This window comes from Bradyrhizobium sp. HKCCYLRH2015 (assembly GCF_051168215.1).
Lineage (GTDB): Bacteria > Pseudomonadota > Alphaproteobacteria > Rhizobiales > Xanthobacteraceae > Bradyrhizobium.
In genome coordinates this window covers 18,969-44,673 of sequence record NZ_JBNPUO010000010.1, presented here as the reverse complement: position 1 = coordinate 44,673, position 25,705 = coordinate 18,969, and the positions used below count along the sequence as shown (strand labels likewise).

Sequence of the window (25,705 nt, the reverse complement as noted above, 5' to 3'; positions counted from 1 at the left end):
CCGGCATGACCACCGGGAAGATTTCAGGGAGGCACGCCATGAACATGAACATCATGAACGTCGACTACTCGACCAAGATTCCGAACAACGTGAATCTCGCCGAGGACCGCCAGGTCCTCAAGGCGCTGGAAGGCTGGCATCCCGGCTATGTCGACTGGTGGAACGACATGGGCCCGGAAGGCTTCCAGCAGTCGCTCGTGTATCTGCGCACCGCTTATTCGGTCGATCCGCGCGGCTGGGCGAAGTTCGACTACGTCAAGATGCCGGACTATCGCTGGGGTATCCTGCTGGCCCCGCAGGAAGAGGATCGGAAGATTCCGTTCGGCGAGCATTATGGCGAGCCGGCGTGGCAGGAGGTCCCCGGCGAATACCGCGCGCTGATGCGCCGCCTGATCGTGATCCAGGGCGACACCGAGCCGGCCTCGGTCGAGCAGCAGCGCCATCTCGGCAAGACGGCGCCGTCGCTCTACGACATGCGCAACCTGTTCCAGGTCAACGTCGAGGAGGGCCGTCACCTCTGGGCGATGGTCTACCTGCTGCAGAAATATTTTGGCCGCGATGGCCGCGAGGAGGCCGACGAGCTGCTGCGCCGCCGCTCTGGCGATGCGGACTCTCCGCGCATGCTCGGCGCTTTCAACGAGAAGACGCCGGACTGGCTGTCGTTCTTCATGTTCACCTACTTCACCGACCGCGACGGCAAGATGCAGCTGCACAGCCTCGCGCAATCCGGCTTCGATCCGCTGTCGCGCACCTGCCGCTTTATGTTGACTGAAGAGGCGCATCACATGTTCGTCGGCGAGACCGGCGTCGGCCGCGTCATCCAGCGCACCGTCGAGGCGATGCGGGCCGCCGGCATCGACGATCCCACCGATATCGCCAAGGTCCGCGCGCTCGGCGTCATCGACCTGCCGACCATCCAGAAGAAGCTGAACCTGCACTACACGCTGTCGCTCGACCTGTTCGGCTCGGAGGTCTCGACCAACGCGGCGAACGCCTTCAACGCCGGCATCAAGGGCCGCTATCACGAGACCCAGATCCAGGACGATCACCAGCTCAAGAACTCGACCTATCCGGTGCTCAAGCTGGTCGACGGCGAGATCAAGCGGGTCGACGAGCCGGCGCTGACCGCGCTCAACATGCGCCTGCGCGACGACTACTCGCAGGACTGCATCAAGGGCCTGTTGCGCTGGAACAAGATCATCACCACCGCCGGCTACGACTTCCAGCTCAAGCTGCCGCATACCGCCTTCCACCGCGCCATCGGCGAGTTCAAGGACGTCCATGCGACGCCCGAGGGCATCCTGATCGACGAGGGCACGTGGGCGAAGCGCAAGGGCGACTGGCTGCCCTCGGCCGACGACGGCGCCTACATCGCCTCGCTGATGAAGCCCGTCACCGAGATCGGCGAATACGCGTCGTGGATCGCGCCCCCGAAAGTCGGCATCGACAACAAGCCGGGTGATTTCGAGTACGTGAAGATCGAGACCTGAGACCTGGACCCGGTCTGTTCCCTCCCCCCTTGTGGGGGAGGGCTAGGGAGGGAAGCCGCGGAGACGGTCGTTCGTGGCTTACCCCCCTCTCCACCCCTCCCCCACAAGGGGGGAGGGAGCCGACCTTTCCTTGGGTTACTAATTCGGCCTCAACTATCCCAGCCCGCGCCTGGAATGCCGGGATTCGCGTAGACGATGCCGCCATCGACGGCGATCGTGTTTCCCACCACATAGTCGCCCGCCCGCGACGCCAGGAAGATCGCCGTCCCCGCCATGTCCTCGTCGGTGCCGATGCGGCCCGCGGGCACGCGCGCGGCGACCTCGTCGGCGTTGTCGCGCGCGGCCTTGTTCATGTCGGACTTGAACGGGCCCGGCGCGATCGCGGTGACCACGATGTGGTCCTTGATCAGCTTGGCGGCCATGCGCCGCGTCAGATGGATCAGGCCGGATTTGCTCGCCGCATAGGAATAGGTCTCGAGCGGGTTGACGAAGATGCCGTCGATCGAGGCGATGTTGATGACCTTCGCCGGCCGCTCGGCGCTGGCCGCCGCGCGCAACGGCGCCGCCAGCGCCTTGGTCAGGAAGAATGGCGTCTTGAGGTTGAGGTTCATCACCTTGTCCCAGCCGCTCTCGGGAAACTCATCGAAGTCGGCGCCCCAGGCGGCGCCGGCATTGTTGACGAGGATGTCGAGCCTGGGCTCGCGCGTCTTGATCTCGGCCGCGAGCATGTCGATACCCGCCATCGTCGAGATGTCGATCGGCAGCGCGATGCACTCGCCGCCATATTCCGCCGTCAGTGCCTTGGCAGTCTCCTCGCACGGACCGGCCTTTCGCGCCGTGATGTAGACCCGCGCTGCGCCCTGCGCGAGCAGCCCGGACGCGATCATCTTGCCGATGCCGCGCGAGCCGCCGGTGACGAGCGCGATGCGGCCTTCGAGCGAGAACAGGTTCTTGAGCATGGTGCCTCCCTTTTGCTTATGTCGTGCGCGCTTGTGTGCGGGACGCGCTGGCACTGTCAAGTGAGACGCAGTCGCAAGGATTTGCCGCAATTCATCGGGGGTGTGAAGACGCGGCCTATGCCGCGTCGATGCGGCGGAAGCCGTTCCACATCGCGGTCGCGGCGCCCGAGGTCAGCACCGGCAGCACGCGGGCGTCCTGGTAATGGCCGTTCAGCGAGACGCGCGACAGAGCCGTGAGATGATCGGCGCTTTCGGCGAAGATCATGCCGGGCCGGGTGGTGACGGCGGTCTTGTAGCCGCTCGCGGCCGCCAGCACGAATTCGCGCTGCGAGGCGGCGGCGCGGTCGCCGTAGGGGTAGGCCATGTGCAGCACAGGCCGCTGCAACTCGTTCTCGATCCGGGCACGGCTGTCGGCGATCTCGATGCGCGCCGTCTCCTCGGTCTGCTTGGCGAGATTGCAGTGACTGATCGAATGCGCGCCGATCGAGATCAATGGCTCCACCGACAGCGCCCGAAGCTCGTCCCAGGACAGGCAGAGCTCACGGCAGATCGACGCCTCGTCGACGTCGTAGCGCGCGCACAGCGCGCTGATCTCGCGCCGGACGTCGTGTTCGCCCGGCAGTGCGCGCAGCCAGTCGTGCAGGCGCTGGAACGTCACGCATTTGGCTGCCGGCGTCGATGCATCGAGCTGCAACGACAGCCCGCCGATCTTGATGTCGATCGCGTTGGTCTTCGCGACCAGCCGCTCCAGCGTCACCCACCAGAGCCGGCCGTTTCCGGACGCGAAATCGGTGGTCACATAGATCGTGAACGGCGCATCGAACTCGCGCATGACAGGCAGCGCGAAGTCGCGATTGTCGCGATAGCCGTCGTCGAAGGTGAAGCAGGCAAAGCGGCGCGAGAAGTCCTTCGCCACCAGCCGGCTGTGCAACTCGTCGAGAGTGATGATCTCGATGTCGTGGTCGCGCAGGTGCGACAACATCTCGCGCAGGAAATCCGGCGTGACCTCGAGGTGACAATTGGGCTGGAAATCGGCGTCGCGGTGCGGCCGCACATGATGCAGCGTATAGATCGCACCCACGCCCGAGAAGATCGGGCGCAGCCAGACATGCGCGCCGCTCAGATACAGCGCTTCCAGGCCGGCGCGGATAAAGGTTTTGCGAAATCGCCTCATCTGAAATATGCGGCCCGGTGAGTGTCGGGACAAGGTTACCGACGAATGATTGAAGAAAACCTTAGCCTGCGGTCGCAACGTACCGTGCGGCGCTCCTCATTTCCGGTTTGACAGGCATGCAAGGGTTTGTTTTCTCTCTGCTTCCTCGATGCGACGGATGACGAATGCGCGGACTTTTCAGGTGGAGCGGGAAATGGTGGCCTGGTGTCATCCCGCTGATCGTGCTTTGGGGCTTCGCGGCCTGGACCAGCACCGTTCCCCTGGAGAATGATCTCGCCGGTCGCAGTGCGGCCGCCCTGAAGGGGGCGGTGCTCGACAGGACGAGCATCACGGTGGATGGCCGCGATGTCTCGCTGCGCGCCAATGCGTTTTCCGAGGCCGGGCGCCGCGATGCCGTCGCCGCGGTCGACGCCGTGGCCGGCGTGCGGCTCGTCAACGACGAGACTCGGCTGGTCCCCGAGGCCAAGCCGTTCGTCTGGTCGGCCGAGCGTGACGTCGTCCGGGTGACGCTGGGTGGCAGCGCGCCGTTGCCCGCCTTGAAGGGCAAGCTGATGGACGCGACCCGGGCGGCGCTGCCGGGCGTGGAGGTCGCTGACCAGATGGGCCTGGCGCGCGGCGCGCCGGCGCGCTTCGAGGATGCGGCGCTGCTGCTGATCGGCCAGATCGCCAAGCTGAAGGACGGCAAGTTCACGATCTCCGACGGCGACGTCACATTGTCCGGCATGGCGCGCGAACTCGGCGGCCGCGAGGCGATCGCGGCCGCGCTCGGAAAGCTGCCCGACGGCTTCAAGGTCGCCAGCAACGAGGTCAAGGCGCCGCCCTATGTCTTCCAGGCCTACAAGGACCCGGTCGCGGTGACCGTGACGCTCGCCGGCAACGTTCCAGACGAGAACATCCACGCCGTCGTCATCGGCTCCTCATCGCGCAAATTCTTCAGCGAGAAGGTCGTGGACAATCTCAAGAACAGCCTCGGCGCGCCGGCCAATTTCGTGAATGCGGTGGTGCCGGCGCTGGGCGCCTTGTCGCGGCTGTCGACCGGCACGCTGGTGGTGTCCGACCGCGACATCAAGATTTCGGGTGATGCGCTTTACGACGCCGCCGCCGCCCAGATCCGGACCGGGCTCGCCAAGGACGTGCCGCAGGGCTGGCAGGTGAAGGCCGAGATCACGGTGAAGCCGGCGGCCGCCCCGGTCGATCCCACGGTGTGCCAGCAGCTGTTCTCCGACCTGCTCGGCAAGGCCAAGATCCGCTTCGAGACCGGCCGCAGCGACCTCGACAGGGATTCCACCGGTCTGCTCGACCGCCTCGTCGAGATCGCGTTCCGCTGCCCCTCCGCCAATGTCGAGATCATCGGCCACACCGATGCCGACGGTGATTCCGCGGCCAATCAGGTGCTGTCGCAGAAGCGCGCCCAGGCGGTGGTCGATTATCTGGTCAAGGCCGGGCTGCCGGCCGACCGTTTCAGCGCGATCGGCTATGGCAGCACCCAGCCGATCGCCGCCAACGACACCGCCGACGGCCGGGCGCAGAATCGGCGCATCGAATTCGTGGTGAGGTAACGTCATGGCCTATCTCGTTGCCTTTCACTGGGGCTGGCTGGCCGGCGCATTCGCCATCGGGCTGGCAATGGGCTGGGTCGCCGTGGTGCATCGCGCCCCGCGCGTGTCGGGCTGGCTGACCTGGCTGCTGGCGGCGCTGGCCGCCGGCCTGGTCGCGACGGCCGTGGCCTGCCTGATCCCCGGCCGGCCTGGCTACTGGCTCGAACTGCTGCTGATCATGTTCGTGCCCTACCTCGTCGGCTGCGCCATCGGCACCTGGCTGCGGGCGCTGGTGGTGATCCGCAGCATGCGGACGAAATCGGCGGCCTGAAACCGCCGCACCGGACTGCACCCGACGCCACCTGCAAAGACGGCGTCGGGCGCGTCGCCGGTCCGCCTGCGCAGGTCATCGCAACTGCGAGACACGAAGGTTTGACGAGGCGCGAACCTGTCAAACGCGCAACTGGCGCTTATCGTTGAGCCATGCCGACCCGCCGAGCCATGGGGCGACCCGGAAAGCCCGGAGATCCGCGTTCCTCACCAAAGTTTAACCTGGGGTTTGCAGGCTGGCGGGAGCGTGCGCTGACCCGCCGTCCTGCATGATGCCTTGCCTGACGTCTTTGCCTGATGTCTTGCCTCATGTGCGGCAAAACGGTGCATCGCATTTCCGTAAAGCCTGCTAAGTATATCCATGTGTACGCTTTTGTTCGCACGCTCCGTGTTCCCCAATGCGTCGAAACGCGCTACGAGGGCGTTGTATGCGCACATGATGCTGCGGCCTCCGGGGCGCGGCATCCCCGGCCGTCGTGATCGGATCACGGTGAGAGGTGTAGATGCTTGAAGCCATACGCAGAGCGGCCACGTTCCTGCGCGAGAAGCAAGTCCTGCACAAGCTCGGCGTGCTGATCAGCATCGCGGTGATCGCGGTCGCCTGCTACGTCCTCTACCACATGCTGCGCGGCATCGACACCTACGAGGTGCTCGAGGCGATCAAGAGCACGGAGCCGCATCAGATCGCGCTCGCCGCGCTGTTCGTCGCCGCCGGCTATTTCACGCTGACCTTCTACGATCTGTTCGCGGTGCGCGCCATTGGCCACGACCACGTGCCCTACCGCGTCAACGCGCTGGCTGCCTTCACCAGCTATTCGATCGGCCACAATGTCGGCGCCAGCGTCTTCACCGGCGGCGCCGTGCGCTACCGCGTCTATTCGGCCCATGGGCTGAACGCCATCGACGTCGCCAAGATCTGCTTCCTCGCCGGCCTGACGTTCTGGCTCGGCAATGCCGCCGTGCTCGGGCTCGGCATCAGCTATCATCCGGAGGCCGCGGCCTCGATCGACCAGCTGCCGCCCTGGGTCAACCGCATGGTGGCGATCGCGATCCTGGTCGGCCTGTTGGGGTATGTCGCCTGGGTATGGACCAAGCCGCGCGTGGTCGGCCGCGGGCCGTGGACCGTGGTGCTGCCGAGCGGCCCGCTGACCCTGTTGCAGATCGCGATCGGCATCATCGACCTCGGTTTCTGCGCGCTGGCGATGTACGTGCTGGTGCCGGACGAGCCCAATCTCGGCTTCGTCGTGGTGGCCGTGATCTTCGTCTCGGCGACCCTGCTCGGCTTCGCCAGCCATTCCCCCGGCGGGCTCGGCGTGTTCGACGCCGCGATGTTGGTCGGGCTGTGGCAGATGGACCGCGAGGAGCTGCTGGCCGGAATGCTGCTGTTCCGGATGCTGTATTATTTGGCGCCGTTCCTCATTTCTGTAATCTTGCTGACGTTTCGCGAGGTTATCATCAGCACGCGGTCGAAGCGGCTGCGGCAGGCCGCGCTCAGCCTCGATCCGGGCCCCCCGCCCGAAGCCGCTTTTGTGAGGAAACGCAGCGATTCCGGTGCCTGACGCCAGTTCAAGGGAACAATCGGACCAGATGGCCCTCGACGCTCCCTCCGACACCTCGCTCTCGATCTTCACCCCCTGGCCGGACCGGCTGCGCCATTCCGCGATCATCCTGCTCGCTGCGGCGCTCGCGCTTGTCGGGCTCGTGCTGCTGGACGAGCTGCTGCCGCTGCGGGCCCTGGCGGTATTCCTGTGCATTGCCGCCGCCGCCCTGGTGCCGTGGCGGCTGCATGGCGCGGTCGCCAAGCGCGAGGAGGAGCGCCACGCCAACCCGGTCGAGGCGCCGGCCGTGAGCGCGGTGGTCGAGGGCATCCCCGATCCCGCCGTGCTGCTTGACCGCGCCGGCCGCGTCATCCACCTCAATGGCGCCGCCGCGCAGCTCGCGCCGGCCCTGCGCAAGGGCGAGCTCGCCCAGTTCGCGCTGCGCACGCCGGAGATCATCACCGCGCTGCGCGAGGCGATCGCCACCACCGAGATCCGTCGCGCCACCTATCACGATCACGTTCCGGTCGATCGCTGGATGGAGCTGATCATCACGCCGGTGCCGGTGCCGACGGCGTTCGGCGGCACCGACAAATGCATGCTGATGACGTTCCACGATCTGACCCCGCTGCGCCGGGTCGAGGAAATGCGCGCCGACTTCGTCGCCAATGCGAGCCACGAGCTGCGCACGCCGCTGGCGGCGCTCTCGGGCTTCATCGACACGCTGCAGGGGCCGGCGAAGGACGATCCGAAGGCGCGCGAGCGCTTCCTCGGCATTATGCACATCCAGGCGACGCGCATGGCGCGGCTGATCGACGATCTCCTGTCGCTGTCGCGGGTGGAGCTGTCGGCGCATGTCCAGCCCCACGCCATGGTCGACGTCGTCCCCATCATCCGCCAGGTCACCGACGGGCTGGAGTCGCTGGCCAGGGAGCGCCAGGTGGTGATCGAGACCAGCCTGCCGGAGGCGCCGGTGACGATCGCCGGCGACCGCGAGGAGCTGCTGCGCGTGTTCGAGAACCTGATCGAGAATGCGCTGAAATACGGCGCCTCGGGCGGGCGCGTGATCGTCTCGCTGGAGCAGGCCGTCTCCGCCGAGAACGCGCCGGAGATCCGGGTCAAGGTGCGCGATTTCGGTCCGGGCATCGCGCCCGAGCATCTGCCGCGCCTGACCGAGCGCTTCTATCGCGTCGACGTCGGCGACAGCCGCGCGCAGGGCGGCACCGGGCTCGGCCTCTCCCTGGTGAAGCATATCCTCAACCGCCACCGCGGCCGGCTGCTGATCGAGAGCGTGCCGCGCAATGGCGCCGCCTTCACGGCGTGCTTTCCGCAGTCGAAGCCCGCGCGGGGCGCCTGATCGGCGGGCGCATCCTGCGGCCCGGCGCAGGCCGGGCACACGTCATCGATCGTTCTGAGTAAGCAGCTGGAGATCGCGGGGCGATGTGGAGCATCCTCATCGCCCGTCGCGGCCAACCGCTCAGCGCGTGGTCGACTTCGCCGGCTGGCGGCGGCGGTCGGCCGCGGGCTGATAGGCGACGCGCGAATGCTGCGCGCAATAGGGCAGGCCGGACAGCGCCTTGCCGCCGCAGAAGAAGAAATCCGCGCTCGAGGGATCGCCGACCGGCCAGTGGCAGGTCGCCTCGTTGAGCTCCAGCAGCGACAGCCGCTGGTTCATCGGCACGACGTTGTCGAATGCAACCGGATCGGGCTCCGCCTCGACCTCGAAAACCTGTGCGAGCGCCGTGTTGCCGCGCGCAACCGGGCGTGCCACCCGCATCATCGGCTGGGCCGGGCGGGCCGCCTTGCGCTGGCGCGGTGCCGCGGTGGCCGGGCTCTTGGCGCGGCCGGACAGGCCCAGCCGGTGCACCTTGCCGATCACGGCGTTGCGCGTCACGTTTCCGAGTTCCGCGGCGATCTGGCTGGCCGATAGTCCGGCTTCCCAGAGTTTTTTCAGTTGCTCGACGCGATCGTCGGACCAGGTCAATACGGTCATCGAACCTTTCCCTTCGCGTTGCGCCGGCCAATTCCGGGACGGCGCTGCGATGCTGTCTCAAGAAAATCCCTGGCGGCAGAATCCCTTATCCCTCGCCGGGCGCGCACGAGGCACCCGGACGTTACGCAAACTCAGAGAACTTCGAGAGGGATCAGAACTGCCGCACGAGATGTCGTACTCGACGTCGAAAACGCTACAATATGGCGTGACTCTCGCGCAAGAGTCGGTGGCCGCAGTCCACACATTCCGTGGTTCCCTGTGGCACGTCTCGAGCCGTGTCGTGCGTCCGCAATCTCACGGGCCGGCCCCGCCATGCATCGGCTGACGCGTAGTTGACTCCCACCGCTGCCCGCATACAATAGATGTACGTGCCGCCTTGAAAAGGCGGCACATTTTGTTTTCCAGGGTGGGGTCCCTGATGCGCGATGGCGCCGCGTGGCGCGTGTCTCGGCCGGCCCGTCAGCTCATGTGATCCGCCATGACCAGTGTTGCCGCTACGCATCTCCTCCCCGTATTCGCCCGGGTCGATCTTTCGTTCGAGCGCGGCGAAGGCGCGTGGCTGATCGCGACCAATGGCGATCGCTATCTCGATTTCACCTCGGGCGTCGCGGTCAATTCGCTCGGCCATGCGCACCCGCATCTGGTCAAGGCGCTGCAGGAACAGGCGGCCAAGCTCTGGCACATGTCGAACCTGTTCAAGAGCCCGGATGGCGAGCGCCTCGCCGCGCGGCTGTGCGAGCAGAGCTTTGCCGACTACGTGTTCTTCGCCAATTCCGGCGCCGAGGCGATGGAAGGCGCGATCAAGATCACGCGCAAATATCACGCCGCCAAGGGCCATCCCGAACGCTACCGTATCATCACCTTCGAAGGCGCGTTCCACGGCCGCACGCTGGCGACGCTCGCCGCGACAGGTTCCGCGAAATATCTCGACGGCTTCGGTCCGCCGATGGACGGCTTCGATCAGGTTCCGTTCGGCGACATCGAAGCGGTGAAGAAGGCAATCGGTCCGCACACCGCCGGCATCCTGGTCGAGCCGGTGCAGGGCGAGGGCGGCGTGCGCACCGCGCCGCTGCCGTTCTACAAGGCGCTGCGCCAGCTCTGCGACGACAACGGTCTGTTGCTGGTCATCGACGAGGTCCAGACCGGCATGGGCCGCACCGGCGATCTGTTTGCGCATCGCTGGCTCGGCGTCACGCCGGACGTGATGTCGCTGGCCAAGGCGCTCGGCGGCGGCTTTCCCATCGGCGCCGTGCTCGCCACGGCCGAGGCCGCGTCGGGCATGACGCCGGGCTCGCACGGCTCGACCTTCGGCGGCAATCCGCTGGCGGTCGCCGCGGCCAACGCCGTGCTCGACGTGATGCTGGCGCCCGGCTTCTTCGATCACGTCCGCAGGATGTCGCTGCTGTTGAAGCAGAAGCTCGGTGCCGTCCTCGATCGTCATCCCGACATCATCTCCGAGATCCGCGGCGAGGGCCTTCTGATCGGCGTCAAGGCGGTGGTGCCGTCGGGCGATCTGGTCGCGGCGCTGCGCGATCAGAAGCTGCTCACGGTGGGCGCCGGCGACAATGTCGTGCGCTTCCTGCCGCCGCTGATCGTCAACGAATCCGAAATCGAACAATCGGTCGAGATGCTCGATCGCGCCTGTGCGGCGCTGTCGGGCAAGCCTGCCAGGCAGGCGGCCGCATCATGAGCAAGACCATGGGCAATACGCCGCGTCATTTCCTCGATCTCACCGAGATGCCGGTCGAGGAGCTACGCAACGTGCTGGCGCTGTCCAGCGCGATGAAGAAGACCTTGAAGGCGCGCGAGCCGGCGAAGAAGCCGCTCGAGGGCAAGGTGCTGGCGATGATCTTCGACAAGCCGTCGACCCGCACCCGCGTGTCGTTCGACGTCGGCATGCGCCAGCTCGGCGGCGAGGCGATCATGCTGACCGGCACCGAGATGCAGCTCGGCCGCGGCGAGACCATCGCCGACACCGCGCGCGTGCTGTCGCGCTATGTCGACGCCATCATGATCCGCATCCTCAGCCACGAGGCGCTGCTCGAGCTCGCCGCGCACGCCACCGTGCCGGTGATCAACGGCCTGACCCGGCGCTCGCATCCCTGCCAGGTGATGGCTGACGTGATGACCTTCGAGGAGCATCGCGGCTCCATCGAGGGCCGCACCGTGGCCTGGACTGGCGACGACAACAACGTGCTGGCGTCCTGGGCGCATGCCGCCGAGCGCTTCAAGTTCCGGCTCAACGTCGCCACCCCCCCGCAGCTGTCGCCGGGCAAGCCGATGAAGGATTTCATCCGCGCCACCCGCGCCGACATCCATCTCGGCCACGACCCGGAAGTGGCCGTGGCGAATGCCGACTGCGTCGTCACCGACACCTGGGTGTCGATGGGCGACAAGGACGGCGAGCATCGCCACAACCTGCTCAAGCCGTATCAGGTCAATTCGAAGTTGATGTCCTTGGCCAAGCCCGAGGCGCTGTTCATGCACTGCCTGCCCGCCCACCGCGGCGAGGAGGTTACCGACGAGGTGATCGACGGCCCGCAGTCCGTCGTCTTCGACGAAGCCGAAAACCGCCTGCACGCCCAGAAGGGCATCCTGGCGTGGTGCTTCGGCGAGCGGGCGTAGGGTTCGACGGCGCTACACCACAATTGTCGTCCCGGCCTTGAGCCGGGACCCATACCGCGTGATCGAACTGGTTTGCAGCGGTGGCCGTTGCTCTGCTTAGTTGTCGGGATCGTGGTTCGTTCGTCAAGGCCTGGTGTGGGCTACAAGACGAGTGACTACTACCGACGTCCCTCGATAGCATCCGCGGTATGGGTCCCGGCTCAAGCCGGGACGACAGCCGGGGGGTGCCCTTCCATTCGTGCCAAAAAACCCCAAATACGCCCCATGACAGCCAATCCCCCCGCTACCAACATCAACCTCGACACCAGCCGCGCGCCCTCGGCGGTGCCGGTCGACGACGCCGTGCTGCCGTTCGAAGTCGCGGCGCTCGATCTGCGCGGGCGGCTGACCCGCATGGGCCCGGCGCTCGACGACATCCTCACCAAGCACGCTTATCCCGCGCCCGTGGGCAAGCTGCTCGGCGAAGCCATCGTGCTGACGACACTGCTCGGCTCCTCGCTGAAGTTCGACGGTCGCTTCATCCTGCAGACCCAGACCGATGGGCCGGTCTCGTTTCTGGTTGTCGACTTCCAGGCGCCCGACCGGTTGCGCGCTTACGCACGCTATGACGAGGCGCGGCTCTCGGAAGCGAAGGACTCCGGCGGCCTGCTCGGCAAGGGCCATCTGGCGATGACCATCGACCAGGGCGCCGACATGAGCCGCTACCAGGGCCTCGTCGCGCTCTCCGGCGGCAGCCTGGAGGAGGCCGCGCACGAATACTTCCTCCGCTCCGAGCAGATTCCCACGCGGGTGCGCCTCGCCGTCGGCGAGGAGTGGAGCGGCGGCAAGCACCGCTGGCGCGCCGGCGGTCTGCTGACGCAATTCCTGCCGCAGGCGCCCGAGCGCCTGCGCCAGGCCGATCTGCATCCCGGCGATGCGCCGGAGGGTACCGAGCTGCACGCGGTCGAGGAAGACGAGGCCTGGATCGAGGGTCAATCGCTGGTCGCGACAGTCGAGGATATCGAGCTGATCGACCCGGCGCTGTCCGGCGAGCGGCTGCTGTATCGCCTGTTCCACGAGCGCGGCGTGCGCGTGTTCGACACCGTGCCGCTGCAGGCGCGCTGCTCCTGCTCGCGCGACGCGGTCGCCAACATGCTGAAGAGCTTCTCGTCCCAGGACCGCGCCGACATGGTCAAGGACGACAAGGTCGTCGTCACCTGCGAGTTCTGCTCCTCGGTCTATCAGTTCACCCCGCACGAGGCGGGCGTGACGGAGAACTAGGCCGTCGATTCACGACGGGACGGCCCGGCAGGAGTGATTGGACGGCCGGCGATGCGCCAGCGAGCGATGCCGCAAGGCGTGATGCGCAACAGGGCGCCGGATCGTGACGCGATGGGATGGAGTCGCATTACTGATCAGTTCGCACAAACCTCGCGACAAGCGCCTCCAGCAATATGTCACTCGACCGCTTGATCTCGGCGGCCGGCACGTCCTGCAAGAACAGGGTCAGAACGCCGTTCGAAGCCGCCCAGATCGTTCGTGACGCGGTGTCCACGTCGGTCGTCAAACGTCCTTGGGCTTCAAGCCGCTCGACCACCGCCCGCATGAGTCCGAAAGCCTCTCTGGACGCGCCTGGGTCCGACCGGGTTTGATCGATCATCATGCGGAACAATTTTGGTCGTTCGAGTGCGAAAGCGATCCAGCCGTTCCAGCCGCGCTTCAGATCGGCGAGGGCGTCAGCGGTGTGACGGTTGGTCCGCTTCTGTGTCATGAACGTCTCGACCCCCCGCAAGACCAGGGCACGCAGCAATCCGCTCTTGTCACCGAAGTGGTGATAGAGCGTTGGCGCGGTGACGCCCGCCGCTTGGCACACCGCCCGCGTCGTCACGGCTTCGGGGCCCTGCCGTTCCAGGATTTCAGCGGCGGCGGATAGAATCTGATCTTCGGTCGACATCGACAGTCCCTGACGGATCTTGCATTGGCCTATAGCGGTGCTATATGAGTGCTATAGCAACGCTATAGAGGTAGCATGAAAAACGTCTTTGTCACAGGCGGCTCCGGCTTCGTCGGCAAGCGCCTCATCGCGCGGTTGCGGGAGATGAATGTGCGAGTGGTCGCGCTGGTTCGCAGCGACGAGGCGGCGGCGGCCGTCGAGGGCCCGGGTGTCGTGACCCGTCGGGGCGACCTTCAGGATGAGATGGCGCTGACCGAGGGTATGCAAGGGTGCGACACGGTCTTTCACGTGGCCGGGCACTTGAGCGAGTGGGACCCTCATACGCTGTTTCGCGAGGCCAATGTTGACGGCACGCGCAAGATGCTGGCCGCCGCCAAGGCGGCTGGCGCATCGACATTTGTCGCCGCCGGAGCCGCCGCGGTGGTGATGGGACGTCCGAAGCCGATGAGGGACGTCAGCGAGGATGCGACGCTGCAAAGGCCGTCCTGGGCGCCCTACATCGCGACCAAGGCGGACGCCGACCAGATGGTGCGGCAGGCCAACACGGCTGCGTTTCGCACGATCGTGGTCCGGCCGCCGCTGATCTGGGGCGAGGGGATGCCGATGCTCGATGCCATGGTCGAAACCGCGAGGGCAGGTCATTTCGCGCTGCCCGACGGCGGTGGACAGCTCATGTCCACGAGCCACGTCGACAATGTCGTCGCATGCCTGCTATTGGCGGCCGAAAAAGGCCGGGGCGGGCAGGCCTACCATGTCACCGACGGGCAGGCCGGCACGCTCAAGCAGGTGATCACCGATCTGCTCGGCACCCGGGACGTTCCCCCCATCCAACGATCCGCACCGTTCGGCATCGCCTGGCGCATGGCGGCCGTCATGGAGACCGTCTGGCGCATGTTTCATCTGCGCTCCAAGCCGCCGATCACGCGCCAGACACTGCGCATGATCGGCCAGGATTTCACGCTCGACATCAGCAAGGCGCGAAGCGACCTCGGCTACACCCCGGTCGTGACCTGGGCCGAAGGCATCGCGCGCATGCGGGGATGATCGAAGGGCGTCGCGCTGGCGGCACGGTGGCCCCGACGGCGCCTCCGAGCGTGATCGCGTTCCCACGATCGCGAGCGGTGGTCGCGGGCGGTGGGCACGGCGCCGTGCACTTGTGCCTCTATCGTCGGGCCTCCAAGTGCCTTTTGCCCGCCCTATGGTCCGGTGCTTCGTCGCTATTAGTTCATCCTGGATCGTGCCGACCGCACTGCCCGTCGCGCTCCTTTGTCGCAGCAACAAACAACTTGTGTCGTCGGGCAAATCACTGGCACATTTCCGCGCGTCTCTGCTGCCGCATGAGGGGCGTTTCGCGACCGTCACGAACCGTTGGCAGTGGGATGCGATGGGCGTGTATTGCCGCAGCGTGGATCAGTCCGCGCGGACGAACGGCGATGCACGCACGGTCAAGTCGCGCGGTCCTGATATCCCGACGCTGATATCAACTCACGCCGGAGCTTTCGCTTCGCGTGGGGATGGTGGCCAGAAAGCACGGCGCACCAGGGAGAACGCGAAGCAGCCGTTAAAACCGATCGCGCAGGGAGGGCCGGGTCGTTCCGGCTGAACCTGTGGTACCTGCCGCCTGCATTCTTTTCGCAGGCGGGCCACGGGCCTCAGCCGAGGCCCGGCCTTCCCTGCGCCCTCTGCTTGGAGAGGGCGAACGAATCGACAAAGCTCGGGCGCGGGATGCGTCGCGAGAACGCGAAGTGCTGTGACGTCAGTCAGAGAGGGGCGGTGTGACGCAATCTCGCTTCGACAGAAATGGTTTCGTCCCCGCCTAGTGCGCAATTGCGCACGTCGCGCGGGGAACCATAACCACAGGGTCTTGTGGTGAAACGGCATCGTCGCTCCAGCCGTCGCCAAACTGCACACTGTGGTTATGGGTCCCGGGTCGGCGCATCCGCCAACGCTGGCGCGTTGTCGGACGCTTGCCCGGGACGACAGCTGAGCAGAAGTTAGCGGGTGTGCCGGGCCGATACGCGATGAACGTTGAAAGCCAAGTACAAAAATGCGGGTGCACGATCGGTCATCAGCCGAACCAAGTGCACGCTCGGCTAGTTCAACACCCGCTTGCCGCCGTCCGGGCTGTCGAGCGAAAACGCCGGCACGGCGATGTCGAAGTGCTCGCCGCTCTCGCTCTCCATCTGGTAGGAGCCGGCCATGAAGCCGGACGCGGTGGTGAGCGGCACGCCGGAGGTGTATTCGAAGCGCTCTCCTGGCGCGAGCACCGGCTGCTCGCCGACCACGCCCTCGCCGCGCACCTCCTGCTGCCGGCCGATCCCGTCGGTGATGATCCAGTGGCGGCTGCGCAGCCGCACCGTCTCCTCCCCGCTGTTGGTGATGACGACGGTATAGGACCAGAACCAGCGGCCATCGGCCACCGACGACTTCTCAGGCAGGAAGTTCGGTTCGACGGTCACTTCGATGTGGCGAGTCACGGCGCGATACATGATGACATTGTAGCGGAAACCCGCGCCGGAACCAATCGCGACGCCATCGTGCTTTCAACACAGTTCCGCATTATGGCACCAGAATCGCGGACTCTGTCGGCCGTACGCGCGGTCCGTTCCTTGGACTCGGATCGGGCGCGGCCGGCAGAGCCTGGCGGCGATCGACCTGTCCTGCGTCGTGCGATCGCCCACCAGCTGGCCGCCAAGGTCGAAAAACTGGGCACGGCCCAGCTGATAAGTCCTTCATCGCTTGCGCAAAAACTGCGCAGCCCTACATTTCCCCTGCCGGGCCTCGAAGGCTGGCAGCCTTGACGCGGTGCCTGATGACGTCGATTGCCGATCGCCTTGCCGGACCGTCCGCCCCCGCAGCCAGCGCCGCACCCGCGCCGGCTGCGGAGACCGCCGCCGCGGCGAGCGCGGCTGCACCTGTGGTCGCATCAGCATCAGCCGTCGCGGCCGCGCCGGCCGCCACTGCTGCACCCGCCACCACCGCTGCTCCGGCGATCACCTTCCCGGCGGTCGGCGAGCGCGAGCTGCGGCTCGACCTGTTTCGCGGGCTGGCGCTATGGCTGATCTTCATCGACCACCTGCCGCCGAACCTGCTGACCTGGTTCACGATCCGCAACTACGGCTTCTCCGACGCCACCGAGATCTTCATCTTCATCTCCGGCTACACGGCGGCATTCGTCTATGGCCGGGCGATGCAGGATGCCGGCTTCATCGTCGCCACCGCGCGCATCCTGCGCCGCGTCTGGCAGATCTACGTCGCCCATGTCTTCCTGTTCACGATCTTCCTCGCCGAGATCTCCTACGTCGCGACCAGCTTCGAGAACCCGCTCTACACCGAAGAGATGGGGATCATGGATTTTCTCAAGCAGCCGGACGTGACCATCGTGCAGGCGCTGATCCTGCGCTTCCGCCCCGTCAACATGGACGTGCTGCCGCTCTACATCGTGCTGATGCTGTTCCTGCCGCTGATCCTGTGGCTGATGCGCTGGCGTCCGGATGTCACGCTCGGGCTCTCGGTCGTTCTCTACGCACTCACCTGGGAGCTCGATCTCTATCTGACGGCCTATCCGAACGGCTTCTGGGCGTTCAACCCGTTCGCCTGGCAGCTCCTGTTCGTGTTCGGTGCGTGGTGCGCGCTCGGCGGTGCTCATCGCATGTCGCGCATCATCAACTCGCCGATCACGCTCGGGCTCTGCGTCGCCTATCTGGTCGCGGCGTTCTGCGTGACCCTGACCTGGTACATCCCGCAGCTCGGCCATCTGATGCCGCGCCGAATCGAGCAGTGGATGTATCCGATCGACAAGACCGACCTTGACGTGTTGCGCTTCGCGCATTTCCTCGCACTCGCAGCACTCACCGTGCACTATCTGCGCAAGGATTGGCCGCTGTTGAAGTCGCCGTGGCTGCGCCCGCTGATTGTTTGTGGGCAACACTCGCTCGAGATCTTCTGTCTTGGCGTATTTCTGGCGTTTGCGGGCCACTTCGTCCTTGCCGAAGTGTCCGGCGGCGCCATGATGCACGCGGTGATCAGCCTTTGCGGCATCCTCATCATGTGGGGGGTGGCGTCGTTGATTTCGTGGTACAAGCGTGAGGCCGATAAGGGCGCCGCGCGAAAAGGTGCGCGCAGCAACGCCGATCTGGCGGGAGGGGGCTGATGAAGTCCGTCTCGTGGTTAAGGTTTGGTATCGCGGCGCTGGCTGTTTCGCTGGCGGCCTCCGCGCGCGCGGAAGACGCGCCGCAGAACTGTGAGGTGCCGGCCTACCTGCTGACCACCGAGAGCCCGCTCCCGAAGGTTGCAGACGCCGTCAAGAACGGCCGCACACTCGATATTCTCGTCGTCGGAAGCCGCTCGTCCTCGATCGTCAACACCTCCGACGCCAATGCGTACCCCGCCCGTCTGCAGGCTGCGCTGAAGGACAAGCTGCCGGCGGTCGCCGTCAATCTCAGCATCGAGCTGCAGCCCAAGAAGACGGCCGAGGAAGTCGCGGGCAATCTCGTTAAACTGGTGGAAGGAAAAAGGCCTAATTTGGTCATCTGGCAGACCGGCACGGTCGACGCCATGCGGTCGATCGATCCTGATGAGTTCCGGCAGGCGGTCGACGACGGTGTGGCGACGCTGCAGAAAGCAGGAGCTGACGTCGTCTTGATGAATCTGCAATACAGTCCGCGGACGGAAACATTGATCTCCGTGCCGCCCTATGTCGACAACATGCGTGTGGTGGCGCAGCACCGCGACATTCCGCTGTTCGATCGGTTTGCCATCATGCGGCAGTGGAACGAGCAGGGCGATTTCGACCTGTTCAATCCGACGCACGGGGTCGAGCTGGCCAGGCAGGTTCATGACTGCATCGGCCGGGCGCTGTCGAAGTTCATCATCGACGCGGCGCATATCGGGCCGGCGCAGCAGAACTAGGATTATGTCGTTCATGACGTCGAATGAGTGTCACCGCGTATCCGGGACATGGGAGAAGCTTTCGGCCGTTGCGGTCATTGCCATCGCCCTCGCGCTGAGCCCGCAGACGGTACGGGCGCAGAGCGCAGCGCCGGCTGCACCCGCCGCGCTGTCCGATGTGGAGAGCTCCGGTCCGAAGACTCCGCTGATCAGCGAGCTGCGACCTAGCATCGGACACGTCACATTGGCGCAGGCGAACGATCAGGTGCGCGGGCCGATCGCCGCGGTGCGCCCGGCGGCCACGACCGCGCCGCCTGCGGCGACGACTGCGCCGGCCATGACCGATGCACAGCCGCCGGCCGCAGCCGGGCAGGCCGTCGCGGCCACGCCGCCGCAATCGCGCAGCATCACCGAGCGGGCGATCGACAAGGTCAAGCAGGTCGCCAAATCGGCCACCGACATCTTCAACCGCGTGCCATGCCTGGCGCCGAAGGGCGTCGCGAAGAAGAATTTCATTTCGCTGCCGCACGTCGCCAACAAGCTCGCCTCCGGCCTGCCGATCGTGATCGTCGCCTTCGGCTCATCGTCGACGCAGGGCTATGGCGCAAGCGCGCCGGACTACACCTATCCGAATCGGCTCGCCGCGCAGCTGCGCCGGCAATATCCGATGGTCGACATCAGCGTCATCAATGCCGGCGTCGGCGGCGAGGATGCGCCGGAGATGATGAAGCGGATCGAGACGTCGGTGATCGACCGTCACCCGGATCTCGTGATCTGGCAGGTCGGCACCAATGCCGTGCTGCGCGATCTCGATCCGGCCGAGACCGCCAGGCTGGTCGAGGACGGCGTCGCCAAGATCCAGGCCGCAGCCTCCGATGTCGTGCTGGTCGATCTGCAATATTCGCCGCGCGTGAACGAGCGGCAGGAGAGCGCGGGTCGCATGAACAAGCTGCTCGGCCGCATCGCCGAGCTGCATCACGCCGGCATCTTCCCGCGCTTCGAGGTGATGCGCGACTGGCACGAGCGGCAGGCGATCCCGATGAACGAGTTCGTGATCTCGGACGGCTTGCATATGAGCGATTGGGGTTATGCCTGCTTCGCGCAACTGCTCGGCGACGACATCATCCGCTCGGTTGGCCAGGTCAAGCTCGGCATCAACGCGCCGGCCGAGGTGCCGACCTATCGGCCGATGTGACGCCGCGGGCGTCATCCCGGGGCGCTCGCCGCGCGAGCGAACCCGGGATCCGGAGGTGATGTGCGGATGAGGAATGACGAGTAGCGCGCAGCGATGAGATCGGTCTACTCGCGACGCTCACTTCGCCATTCGCTACGCCGCGCTGAGGGCGGCGTCGAGATCCTCGATCAGATCGTCGGCATGCTCGAGCCCGGCGGAGAAGCGGATGAAGCCCTCGCTGATGCCGAGCTCGGCGCGCGCGTCCGGCGTCAGCCGCTGATGCGTGGTCGTTGCGGGATGCGTGACCAGCGTCTTGGCGTCGCCGAGATTGTTGGAGATGCGCGCGAGCCTCAATCCGTTGAGCATACGGAACGCCGCCGCCTTGCCGCCCTTCACCTCGAAGCCGACCAGGGTCGAGCCGGCGCGCATCTGCTTCTTGACCGTCGCCGCCTGCGGATGGTCCTCGCGTCCGGGATAGATCAGCCGCGAGATCTTCGGATGCGCGGCGAGAAAATCGGCGACCTTGCCGGCGGTCTCAGTCTGCGCGCGCACGCGCACCGCGAGCGTCTCCAGGCCCTTGAGCAAGACCCAGGCGTTGAACGGCGAGATCGACGGGCCGGTCTGGCGCATGAAATTGTGGATGTGCTCTGCAATGAACGCCTCCGACGACAGGATCACGCCGCCGAGGCAGCGGCCCTGGCCGTCGATGTGCTTTGTCGCGGAGTAGACGACGACGTCCGCGCCGAGCGCGAGCGGGCTCTGCCAGATCGGCGTGGCGAACACGTTGTCGACGATCAGCCGCGCGCCATGGGCGTGCGCGATCTCGGCGATCGCGGGAATGTCCATCACGTCGAGCGTCGGATTGGTCGGGCTCTCGAGGAAGAAGCTCTTGGTGTTCGGCCTGACCGCCTTCTGCCACTGGTCGAGATCGAGCCCATCGACCAGCGTCGACTCGATACCGTAGCGCGGCAGGAGATCCTCGACCACGTAGCGGCACGAGCCGAACAGCGCCTTCGCCGCGACGACGTGATCGCCGGCCCGCAGGGGGGCCAGGATCGCGGTGGTGACGGCGGCCATGCCGGTGGCGGCCGAGCGGCAGGCCTCGGCGCCCTCGAGCTCGATCATGCGGCGCTCGAACATCGCCGTGGTCGGATTGGAGAAGCGCGAATAGATGAAGCCGGGATCCTCGCCCTTGAAGCGCGCCTCGCACTCCTCGGCGGTGGCGTAGACGAAACCTTGCGTGAGATAGAGCGCCTCGGCGGTCTCGCCGAATTCGGAGCGCAAGGTGCCGGAATGCACCAGCCGGGTTTCGGGACGGTAGTGAGCGAACGACGCCGGGGCCTTCGCGGGGGACTTCGACGCAGGAGAATTGGACATGTGACCTCCATCGTGACCACCGCTGCTGGCGATGGGCACAAAAAAACCGGCCTGGGAAAACTCCTCACGGCCGGGATCACATTCGTCCCCGGCCTGTTTAGCGACTTATTTAACGTGGCTGCAAGCCGGCCGGCTCAAATCACCACGGGATAAGTGGTGCTCATAGTCGCAACCGGCCTTTCCGTCAAGCCGGCCATCGGATAACCGGTCAAAAGACCCTATATTGGCTCGCATAGCCGCCATTCCGGCAAAGGATCAGGTCTTGCCGTTTTCGCTTCCCGCCGACGCCCACGGCATCCTCCCCGATCGCATGATCGTGGCGATGGCGGAGGCCGGCCTGATCATTCCCGAATATGATTTCGTCGAGAGCCAGATCCAGCCGGCGAGCTTGGACCTGCGGCTCGGCGACGTCGCCTACAGGGTGCGCGCGAGCTTTCTGCCGGGGCCGGGATCGACCGTCGCCGAGCGCATCGACGAATTGAAGCTGCACGAGTTCGCGCTCGCCGACGGCGCGGTTCTGGAGACCAACTGCGTCTACATCGTGCCGCTGCTGGAGAGCCTGGCGCTGCCGAAGGACATCGTCGCTGCCGCCAATCCGAAGAGCTCGACCGGGCGGCTCGACGTGTTCACGCGCGTGATCGCCGACGGCACGCGACGCTTCGACATGATCGGCGCCGGCTACCACGGCCCGCTCTATGCCGAGATCAGCCCGAAGACGTTTCCGGTCCTGTTGCGCGAGGGCTCGCGGCTGTCCCAGGTTCGCTTCCGCTATCGCGACGCGGTCCTGTCGGAGGACGAATTGATCGCGCTGCACCAGGCCGAGCGGCTGGTCGATCGCGATGATGCGGATCTCGCCGGCGGCGTCGCGCTGTCCGTCGACCTGTCCGGCAGCAATGCGAACGGCTATGTCGGCTACCGCGCCAAGCGCCATACCGGCGTCGTCGACGTCGACCGCCGCGCCGGCTATCCGGTCGAGGAGTTCTGGGAGCCGATCAAGGCACGGCCCGACGGCAGCCTCATCCTCGATCCCGGCGAGTTCTACATCCTGGCCTCGAAGGAAGCCGTGCAGGTGCCGCCGGACTACGCCGCGGAGATGGTGCCGTTCGATCCGCTGGTCGGCGAATTCCGCGTCCACTATGCCGGCTTCTTCGATCCCGGCTTCGGCTATGCCGGCGCCGGCGGGCAGGGCTCGCGCGCGGTGCTCGAGGTGCGCTCGCGCGAGGTGCCGTTCATCCTCGAGCACGGCCAGATCGTCGGCCGCCTGGTCTACGAGAAGATGCTGGCGCGTCCCAACGCGATGTATGGCAGCCGCATCGGCTCCAACTACCAGGCCCAGGGCCTGAAGCTTTCCAAGCACTTCCGCTTCTAGCCGGCTGCGTCTGCCGCGCACCCCCAATGCGCCTGCCGCACAGGGCGCGCGCCAGCGCCGTGCTAGGAAAGCGAAAGCAATCGAACGACAAGACGGCCGCGACCTGCGCGGCCGAGCGGGGAGCTGAGATGTCCGAGATCGGCCTGGCCGACAATCCGGTCGGCGAGGGGCGTGCATTGCCGCCCCCCGAGAAGCCGATGCGGAATAAGCTCGTCGACGGCCCCATTCTGCGCACGCTGCTGTCGCTGGCCTGGCCGAACATCATCGCCAACACGGCCGGCACCTGCGTCGTCATTGCCGAGACCTCCTATATCGGCCGGCTCGGCATCGAGGCGCTGGCGGCGATGGCGCTGGTGTTTCCGCTGGTGATCCTGACCATGACGATGTCCGGCGGCGCGATGGGCGGCGGTGTGGCCTCGGCGATCGCGCGGGCGCTGGGCGCCGGCGACACCGATCGCGCCTCGACGCTCGCCTCGCATGCGCTGCTGATCGCGCTGCTGTTCGGCGCGACCTTCATGATCGGCATGCTGGTGTTCGGCCCGGCCTTGCTGGAGTTGCTCGGCGGCCGCGGCGCGGTGCTGAGCCATGCCACGGCCTATCTGCAGATCTTCTTCGGCGGCGCGATCCTGCCCTGGCTGATGAACTCGATGGCCGGCATCCTGCGCGGCACCGGCAACATGAAGCTGCCGTCGTTCATGATCCTGAGCTCGGCGATGCTGCAGATCGTGCTGGGCGGCACGCTCAGCCTGGTCCTCGGGCTCGGTATGCGCGGCGTCGCCGCCGGCGCGCTGCTGGCGTTCTGCGTCAGCATCTCGGTGATGGGCTGGTACCTATTTTCGGGGCGCGCGCGCGTCCGGCCGAAGCTGCGCGGCCTCAGGATCAGCGGCGCGATGTTCGCCGACATTCTCAAGGTCGGCGCCGTCGCCTGCTTCTCGCCGCTGCAATCCGTGCTGTCGATCGCGATCTTCACGCATATGCTGGCGTCGTTCGGCACCGCGGTGCTCGCCGGCTACGGCATCGGCGCGCGGCTCGAATTTATGATGACCACGGTCGCCTTCTCCGTCGGCATGGCCTCGGTGCCGATGGTCGGCATGGCGATCGGCGCGCAGCGAATCGCGCGCGCCCGCCGCATCGCCTGGACGGCGGGGCTGGTGTCGTTCGCGTCGGTTGGCGCGCTGTCGACGCTGATCGCGATCGTCCCACAATTGTGGGTCGACATCTTCACCCAGGACGAGAGCGCGCGCGGCGCCGGCCGGCACTATCTGCAGGTCGCCGCGCCGATGTATGCCTTCATCGGCCTGGCGATCTCGATGTACTTCTCTTCGCAGGGCGCAGCCAGGGTGATCGGTCCGGTGCTGGCGCAGACGGTGCGGCTCGTGTTCATCGCCGCAGGTGGCTCTTATCTGTTGAGCCATGCTGCGACCGAGGGCGACTTCTTCATGCTGGCGGCGTCCTCGATGGTGCTGCTCGGCGTGCTGACGCTCGCGAGCGTCATGCTCACGCGCTGGGGGCCGAAGCCGGCCGCGGCGCTGGAGCTGCGCCCGGCCGTGCTGGCGGCCGGACGCGGTCCTGACGCGCACGCGCCGCCCCCGGCGCGTGTCGGCTGAGCCGCTATCCGCGCAGCCTGCCCAACGTGTCCTGCATCGCGCGCGCGCCGAGCTCCATCTGCTGCTCGATATAGGGCGCGATCTCGTGCGGCAGCACGTCGGTGGTCCAGATCACCCGGCAGCGCTCCTCGCCTTCCGCGATGATCTGAAACGACGCACTGTGCTGGCTGATGCGTTCGTTCCTGATGGCGTAGACGAGGCGCCGGCGTTGATCGTTGCAGTCGACCAGCTGCTCGCGCGCCACGCTGCCGTTGGCGAAGCTGACAATGCGGACGTCGCCGTCGAGCCTGGTGTCGGTCACGAAGCCGCGCGCCACCCTGGTATGAACGGCGCCGAAATCGCGCACGGCGTCCCACACTGCAGCCGCCGGGGCCGCGATCGGAATGTCCTTCTGGATGGATGCCATGGGCTTGACCTCACGGACATACGGCTTCGACGTTGTTGCCGTCGGGATCGATCAGGAAGGCGGCGTAATAGGTCGGGCTGTAGTCCGTGCGCGGCCCGGCGCCGCCATTGTCGCCGCCTCCTGCCTTCAAACCCTCGCTGTGGAATCTGGCGACCGCCGCGTGGTCCTGGGCGCGGAACGCGATATGCGCGGTGCCTTTGCTGGCGCCCTTGTCGAGATACAGCCACAGCGCCGGCTGCCCCTTCGGGCCGATGCCCGCCGACGCCTCGTCCTTGGAGCAGAGGATGTGGCCGAGCGGCGCCAGCGCGGCGGTGTAGAAGCGGACGCTGGCGTCGAGATTGCCGACCCTGAGGCCGATATGATCGTACATCGATGATCTCCATGCTTCGCATGCGGCTGCCGCACGCGCCGGGATCATCCAATCAATGGCGGCTCAGACGGTCTTGGAGAATCTTGCGCTCGCCGCGCGAGGCCTTGCGAAACTTCGCCGGCGACACGCCGGCAGCGCGCGAGAAGGTGCGGGTGAAATTCGACAGATCGGCAAAGCCCGAATCGTAGGCGATGGCGGTGACCGGCGTATCCTCCTCGCTGAGGCGCCGCGCGGCGTGCCGCAGGCGGGAGCGGATCAGATATTGATGCGGCGTCACGCCGATCGTAGCGGCGAACATCCGGAGGAAATGAAACGGGCTGACGCCGGCCTCGCCTGCCGCAGCCGCCAGGTCGATGTCATCATGCGCATTGTCGTCGATCCACAACGCGCTCTCGACCGCGCGCCGTCGGTCGCGAGGGCCTGGTGTCGCGGCGCGCGCCTGCTGGCCCGTGGCGGTCGCGACGAAGCGGCTGGCGATGATATGGCCAATCTCGTCGAGGCCCAGGGTCTGCTCGCGCGCGGCGACGGCCTCTGCGAGCTCAGCGAGGACCATGAGCTCCGGCAGCGGCGGCATCGCGCCGGCCCGCCAGGCCTGCCTGTCGCCGCCGATCTCGTCGATCAGCGCATCGTCGAAGAAGAACGACAGGCATTCGTCGCCGCAGACGTGGTCGTGCGTACACATGAACTCATCGCCGGGATGCCCGACCAGCAGCGCGCCGGTGACCAGCTCGAAGACGCGGCCGCGGTGCCGACAGCCGAAGCTGCCCTTGCGGACATAGGACAGCGAGTAGCCGGCATACTGCTCGACATAGGGACGCTCGCCCGGCATCGCTGCACAGCGGAACTCGGACACGGTGACGTCACGGCTTTCGAACAGGATGGTGGCGGTCATCCTGCAAATCTAGCGCATTGCGGAGGAAAGTGGAGGGCGA

Annotated in this window: 23 protein-coding genes and 1 riboswitch; of the genes, 14 read left to right on the top strand and 9 right to left on the bottom strand. The window is 66.3% G+C overall.

Annotated elements, in window-relative coordinates; all coding sequences use genetic code 11:
* Positions 1 to 38: 38 nt before the first annotated feature.
* Positions 39 to 1,490, top strand: coding sequence for a benzoyl-CoA 2,3-epoxidase subunit BoxB (boxB, locus tag ACQR1H_RS25230; protein WP_316237354.1), 1,452 nt, complete (start codon positions 39 to 41; stop codon positions 1,488 to 1,490).
* Between the two features lie 149 nt (positions 1,491 to 1,639).
* Here boxB and ACQR1H_RS25225 read toward each other — a convergent pair whose 3' ends face one another.
* Together ACQR1H_RS25225 and ACQR1H_RS25220 are read right to left on the bottom strand one after the other, a co-directional pair.
* Entirely contained in the window at positions 1,640 to 2,449 is an 810-nt protein-coding gene (locus tag ACQR1H_RS25225) for an SDR family oxidoreductase (RefSeq protein WP_316182009.1), read from the bottom strand.
* Between the two features lie 115 nt (positions 2,450 to 2,564).
* Complete coding sequence (locus ACQR1H_RS25220; protein ID WP_434838119.1) at positions 2,565 to 3,623, bottom strand: polysaccharide deacetylase family protein; 1,059 nt, start codon at positions 3,621 to 3,623, stop codon at positions 2,565 to 2,567.
* A 164-nt stretch (positions 3,624 to 3,787) separates the two neighbouring features.
* Between ACQR1H_RS25220 and ACQR1H_RS25215 the strand changes: the two genes are divergently transcribed.
* From ACQR1H_RS25215 to ACQR1H_RS25200, 4 genes are all read left to right on the top strand, one after another.
* Positions 3,788 to 5,182, top strand: a complete 1,395-nt coding sequence (locus ACQR1H_RS25215) for an OmpA family protein (protein WP_434908362.1) — start codon at positions 3,788 to 3,790, stop codon at positions 5,180 to 5,182.
* A gap of 4 nt (positions 5,183 to 5,186) precedes the next feature.
* Complete coding sequence (locus ACQR1H_RS25210) at positions 5,187 to 5,492, top strand: hypothetical protein (protein ID WP_434908361.1); 306 nt, start codon at positions 5,187 to 5,189, stop codon at positions 5,490 to 5,492.
* Positions 5,493 to 5,994: 502 nt separating this feature from the next.
* On the top strand, positions 5,995 to 7,050 hold the full coding sequence (locus tag ACQR1H_RS25205) for a lysylphosphatidylglycerol synthase domain-containing protein (protein WP_315751236.1): 1,056 nt from the start codon (positions 5,995 to 5,997) through the stop codon (positions 7,048 to 7,050).
* 28 nt (positions 7,051 to 7,078) lie between these two features.
* A complete protein-coding gene (locus ACQR1H_RS25200) occupies positions 7,079 to 8,386 on the top strand; it encodes an ATP-binding protein (protein ID WP_316237352.1) in 1,308 nt (435 codons plus the stop codon).
* A gap of 120 nt (positions 8,387 to 8,506) precedes the next feature.
* Here the strand turns inward: ACQR1H_RS25200 and ACQR1H_RS25195 are convergent, their stop codons facing one another.
* Positions 8,507 to 9,022, bottom strand: a complete 516-nt coding sequence (locus ACQR1H_RS25195; protein ID WP_315717142.1) for a GcrA family cell cycle regulator — start codon at positions 9,020 to 9,022, stop codon at positions 8,507 to 8,509.
* Positions 9,023 to 9,500: 478 nt separating this feature from the next.
* Between ACQR1H_RS25195 and ACQR1H_RS25190 the strand changes: the two genes are divergently transcribed.
* From ACQR1H_RS25190 to ACQR1H_RS25180, 3 genes are all read left to right on the top strand, one after another.
* A complete protein-coding gene (locus ACQR1H_RS25190; RefSeq protein ID WP_316182001.1) occupies positions 9,501 to 10,712 on the top strand; it encodes an aspartate aminotransferase family protein in 1,212 nt (403 codons plus the stop codon).
* A gap of 8 nt (positions 10,713 to 10,720) precedes the next feature.
* Positions 10,721 to 11,647, top strand: coding sequence for an ornithine carbamoyltransferase (argF, locus tag ACQR1H_RS25185; RefSeq protein WP_315801770.1), 927 nt, complete (start codon positions 10,721 to 10,723; stop codon positions 11,645 to 11,647).
* 264 nt (positions 11,648 to 11,911) lie between these two features.
* The gene (locus ACQR1H_RS25180) at positions 11,912 to 12,907 is read left to right on the top strand and encodes an Hsp33 family molecular chaperone (protein WP_316181999.1); all 996 of its coding nucleotides are present in this window, start codon (positions 11,912 to 11,914) and stop codon (positions 12,905 to 12,907) included.
* A gap of 127 nt (positions 12,908 to 13,034) precedes the next feature.
* On the opposite strand, the gene ACQR1H_RS25175 is transcribed toward ACQR1H_RS25180, so the two are convergent.
* Positions 13,035 to 13,580 (bottom strand): TetR/AcrR family transcriptional regulator, encoded by a 546-nt coding sequence (locus tag ACQR1H_RS25175; RefSeq protein ID WP_316181998.1) that lies wholly within the window; start codon positions 13,578 to 13,580, stop codon positions 13,035 to 13,037.
* A 75-nt stretch (positions 13,581 to 13,655) separates the two neighbouring features.
* Here ACQR1H_RS25175 and ACQR1H_RS25170 point away from each other — a divergent pair, with 75 nt between their 5' ends.
* On the top strand, positions 13,656 to 14,624 hold the full coding sequence (locus ACQR1H_RS25170) for an NAD-dependent epimerase/dehydratase family protein (RefSeq protein ID WP_316218162.1): 969 nt from the start codon (positions 13,656 to 13,658) through the stop codon (positions 14,622 to 14,624).
* Positions 14,625 to 15,673: 1,049 nt separating this feature from the next.
* Here ACQR1H_RS25170 and apaG read toward each other — a convergent pair.
* On the bottom strand, positions 15,674 to 16,069 hold the full coding sequence (apaG, locus tag ACQR1H_RS25165; protein WP_315801592.1) for a Co2+/Mg2+ efflux protein ApaG: 396 nt from the start codon (positions 16,067 to 16,069) through the stop codon (positions 15,674 to 15,676).
* Between the two features lie 323 nt (positions 16,070 to 16,392).
* Here apaG and ACQR1H_RS25160 point away from each other — a divergent pair, with 323 nt between their 5' ends.
* Genes ACQR1H_RS25160 through ACQR1H_RS25150 form a run of 3 tightly spaced genes read left to right on the top strand, consistent with a single transcriptional unit; the run spans position 16,393 to position 19,665 of the window.
* A complete protein-coding gene (locus tag ACQR1H_RS25160) occupies positions 16,393 to 17,733 on the top strand; it encodes an OpgC domain-containing protein (protein ID WP_315801591.1) in 1,341 nt (446 codons plus the stop codon).
* The gene (locus ACQR1H_RS25155) at positions 17,733 to 18,491 is read left to right on the top strand and encodes an SGNH/GDSL hydrolase family protein (protein WP_315801590.1); all 759 of its coding nucleotides are present in this window, start codon (positions 17,733 to 17,735) and stop codon (positions 18,489 to 18,491) included. Before ACQR1H_RS25160 ends, ACQR1H_RS25155 begins: the two co-directional genes overlap by 1 nt.
* Before the next feature lie 13 nt (positions 18,492 to 18,504).
* Positions 18,505 to 19,665: a GDSL-type esterase/lipase family protein gene (locus tag ACQR1H_RS25150; protein WP_316237349.1), complete on the top strand. Its 1,161-nt coding sequence runs from the start codon at positions 18,505 to 18,507 to the stop codon at positions 19,663 to 19,665.
* A gap of 132 nt (positions 19,666 to 19,797) precedes the next feature.
* Here the strand turns inward: ACQR1H_RS25150 and ACQR1H_RS25145 are convergent, their stop codons facing one another.
* Positions 19,798 to 21,021 (bottom strand): O-succinylhomoserine sulfhydrylase, encoded by a 1,224-nt coding sequence (locus ACQR1H_RS25145; protein WP_434908360.1) that lies wholly within the window; start codon positions 21,019 to 21,021, stop codon positions 19,798 to 19,800.
* 76 nt (positions 21,022 to 21,097) lie between these two features.
* A riboswitch (SAM riboswitch) is annotated at positions 21,098 to 21,177 on the bottom strand.
* Between the two features lie 106 nt (positions 21,178 to 21,283).
* Between ACQR1H_RS25145 and ACQR1H_RS25140 the strand changes: the two genes are divergently transcribed.
* Together ACQR1H_RS25140 and ACQR1H_RS25135 are read left to right on the top strand one after the other, a co-directional pair.
* On the top strand, positions 21,284 to 22,390 hold the full coding sequence (locus tag ACQR1H_RS25140; RefSeq protein WP_316181992.1) for a 2'-deoxycytidine 5'-triphosphate deaminase: 1,107 nt from the start codon (positions 21,284 to 21,286) through the stop codon (positions 22,388 to 22,390).
* A gap of 128 nt (positions 22,391 to 22,518) precedes the next feature.
* Positions 22,519 to 23,997: an MATE family efflux transporter gene (locus tag ACQR1H_RS25135; protein WP_434838114.1), complete on the top strand. Its 1,479-nt coding sequence runs from the start codon at positions 22,519 to 22,521 to the stop codon at positions 23,995 to 23,997.
* Positions 23,998 to 24,001: 4 nt separating this feature from the next.
* On the opposite strand, the gene ACQR1H_RS25130 is transcribed toward ACQR1H_RS25135, so the two are convergent.
* Genes ACQR1H_RS25130 through ACQR1H_RS25120 form a run of 3 tightly spaced genes read right to left on the bottom strand, consistent with a single transcriptional unit; the run spans position 24,002 to position 25,665 of the window.
* The gene (locus tag ACQR1H_RS25130) at positions 24,002 to 24,403 is read right to left on the bottom strand and encodes an SRPBCC family protein (protein ID WP_434908359.1); all 402 of its coding nucleotides are present in this window, start codon (positions 24,401 to 24,403) and stop codon (positions 24,002 to 24,004) included.
* 10 nt (positions 24,404 to 24,413) lie between these two features.
* Positions 24,414 to 24,773 (bottom strand): VOC family protein, encoded by a 360-nt coding sequence (locus ACQR1H_RS25125; RefSeq protein ID WP_316181987.1) that lies wholly within the window; start codon positions 24,771 to 24,773, stop codon positions 24,414 to 24,416.
* Between the two features lie 52 nt (positions 24,774 to 24,825).
* On the bottom strand, positions 24,826 to 25,665 hold the full coding sequence (locus ACQR1H_RS25120) for a helix-turn-helix transcriptional regulator (protein WP_315801582.1): 840 nt from the start codon (positions 25,663 to 25,665) through the stop codon (positions 24,826 to 24,828).
* Positions 25,666 to 25,705 lie beyond the last annotated feature (40 nt).

What these genes read in the sequence shown, in the direction of transcription:
- boxB (WP_316237354.1), top strand. Translation starts at nt 39, where the DNA reads ATGAACATGAACATCATGAACGTCGACTACTCGACCAAGATTCCGAAC.
- ACQR1H_RS25225 (WP_316182009.1), bottom strand. Translation starts at nt 2,449, where the DNA reads ATGCTCAAGAACCTGTTCTCGCTCGAAGGCCGCATCGCGCTCGTCACC.
- ACQR1H_RS25220 (WP_434838119.1), bottom strand. Translation starts at nt 3,623, where the DNA reads ATGAGGCGATTTCGCAAAACCTTTATCCGCGCCGGCCTGGAAGCGCTG.
- ACQR1H_RS25215 (WP_434908362.1), top strand. Translation starts at nt 3,788, where the DNA reads ATGCGCGGACTTTTCAGGTGGAGCGGGAAATGGTGGCCTGGTGTCATC.
- ACQR1H_RS25210 (WP_434908361.1), top strand. Translation starts at nt 5,187, where the DNA reads ATGGCCTATCTCGTTGCCTTTCACTGGGGCTGGCTGGCCGGCGCATTC.
- ACQR1H_RS25205 (WP_315751236.1), top strand. Translation starts at nt 5,995, where the DNA reads ATGCTTGAAGCCATACGCAGAGCGGCCACGTTCCTGCGCGAGAAGCAA.
- ACQR1H_RS25200 (WP_316237352.1), top strand. Translation starts at nt 7,079, where the DNA reads ATGGCCCTCGACGCTCCCTCCGACACCTCGCTCTCGATCTTCACCCCC.
- ACQR1H_RS25195 (WP_315717142.1), bottom strand. Translation starts at nt 9,022, where the DNA reads ATGACCGTATTGACCTGGTCCGACGATCGCGTCGAGCAACTGAAAAAA.
- ACQR1H_RS25190 (WP_316182001.1), top strand. Translation starts at nt 9,501, where the DNA reads ATGACCAGTGTTGCCGCTACGCATCTCCTCCCCGTATTCGCCCGGGTC.
- argF (WP_315801770.1), top strand. Translation starts at nt 10,721, where the DNA reads ATGGGCAATACGCCGCGTCATTTCCTCGATCTCACCGAGATGCCGGTC.
- ACQR1H_RS25180 (WP_316181999.1), top strand. Translation starts at nt 11,912, where the DNA reads ATGACAGCCAATCCCCCCGCTACCAACATCAACCTCGACACCAGCCGC.
- ACQR1H_RS25175 (WP_316181998.1), bottom strand. Translation starts at nt 13,580, where the DNA reads ATGTCGACCGAAGATCAGATTCTATCCGCCGCCGCTGAAATCCTGGAA.
- ACQR1H_RS25170 (WP_316218162.1), top strand. Translation starts at nt 13,656, where the DNA reads ATGAAAAACGTCTTTGTCACAGGCGGCTCCGGCTTCGTCGGCAAGCGC.
- apaG (WP_315801592.1), bottom strand. Translation starts at nt 16,069, where the DNA reads ATGTATCGCGCCGTGACTCGCCACATCGAAGTGACCGTCGAACCGAAC.
- ACQR1H_RS25160 (WP_315801591.1), top strand. Translation starts at nt 16,393, where the DNA reads ATGACGTCGATTGCCGATCGCCTTGCCGGACCGTCCGCCCCCGCAGCC.
- ACQR1H_RS25155 (WP_315801590.1), top strand. Translation starts at nt 17,733, where the DNA reads ATGAAGTCCGTCTCGTGGTTAAGGTTTGGTATCGCGGCGCTGGCTGTT.
- ACQR1H_RS25150 (WP_316237349.1), top strand. Translation starts at nt 18,505, where the DNA reads ATGACGTCGAATGAGTGTCACCGCGTATCCGGGACATGGGAGAAGCTT.
- ACQR1H_RS25145 (WP_434908360.1), bottom strand. Translation starts at nt 21,021, where the DNA reads ATGTCCAATTCTCCTGCGTCGAAGTCCCCCGCGAAGGCCCCGGCGTCG.
- ACQR1H_RS25135 (WP_434838114.1), top strand. Translation starts at nt 22,519, where the DNA reads ATGTCCGAGATCGGCCTGGCCGACAATCCGGTCGGCGAGGGGCGTGCA.
- ACQR1H_RS25130 (WP_434908359.1), bottom strand. Translation starts at nt 24,403, where the DNA reads ATGGCATCCATCCAGAAGGACATTCCGATCGCGGCCCCGGCGGCTGCA.
- ACQR1H_RS25125 (WP_316181987.1), bottom strand. Translation starts at nt 24,773, where the DNA reads ATGTACGATCATATCGGCCTCAGGGTCGGCAATCTCGACGCCAGCGTC.
- ACQR1H_RS25120 (WP_315801582.1), bottom strand. Translation starts at nt 25,665, where the DNA reads ATGACCGCCACCATCCTGTTCGAAAGCCGTGACGTCACCGTGTCCGAG.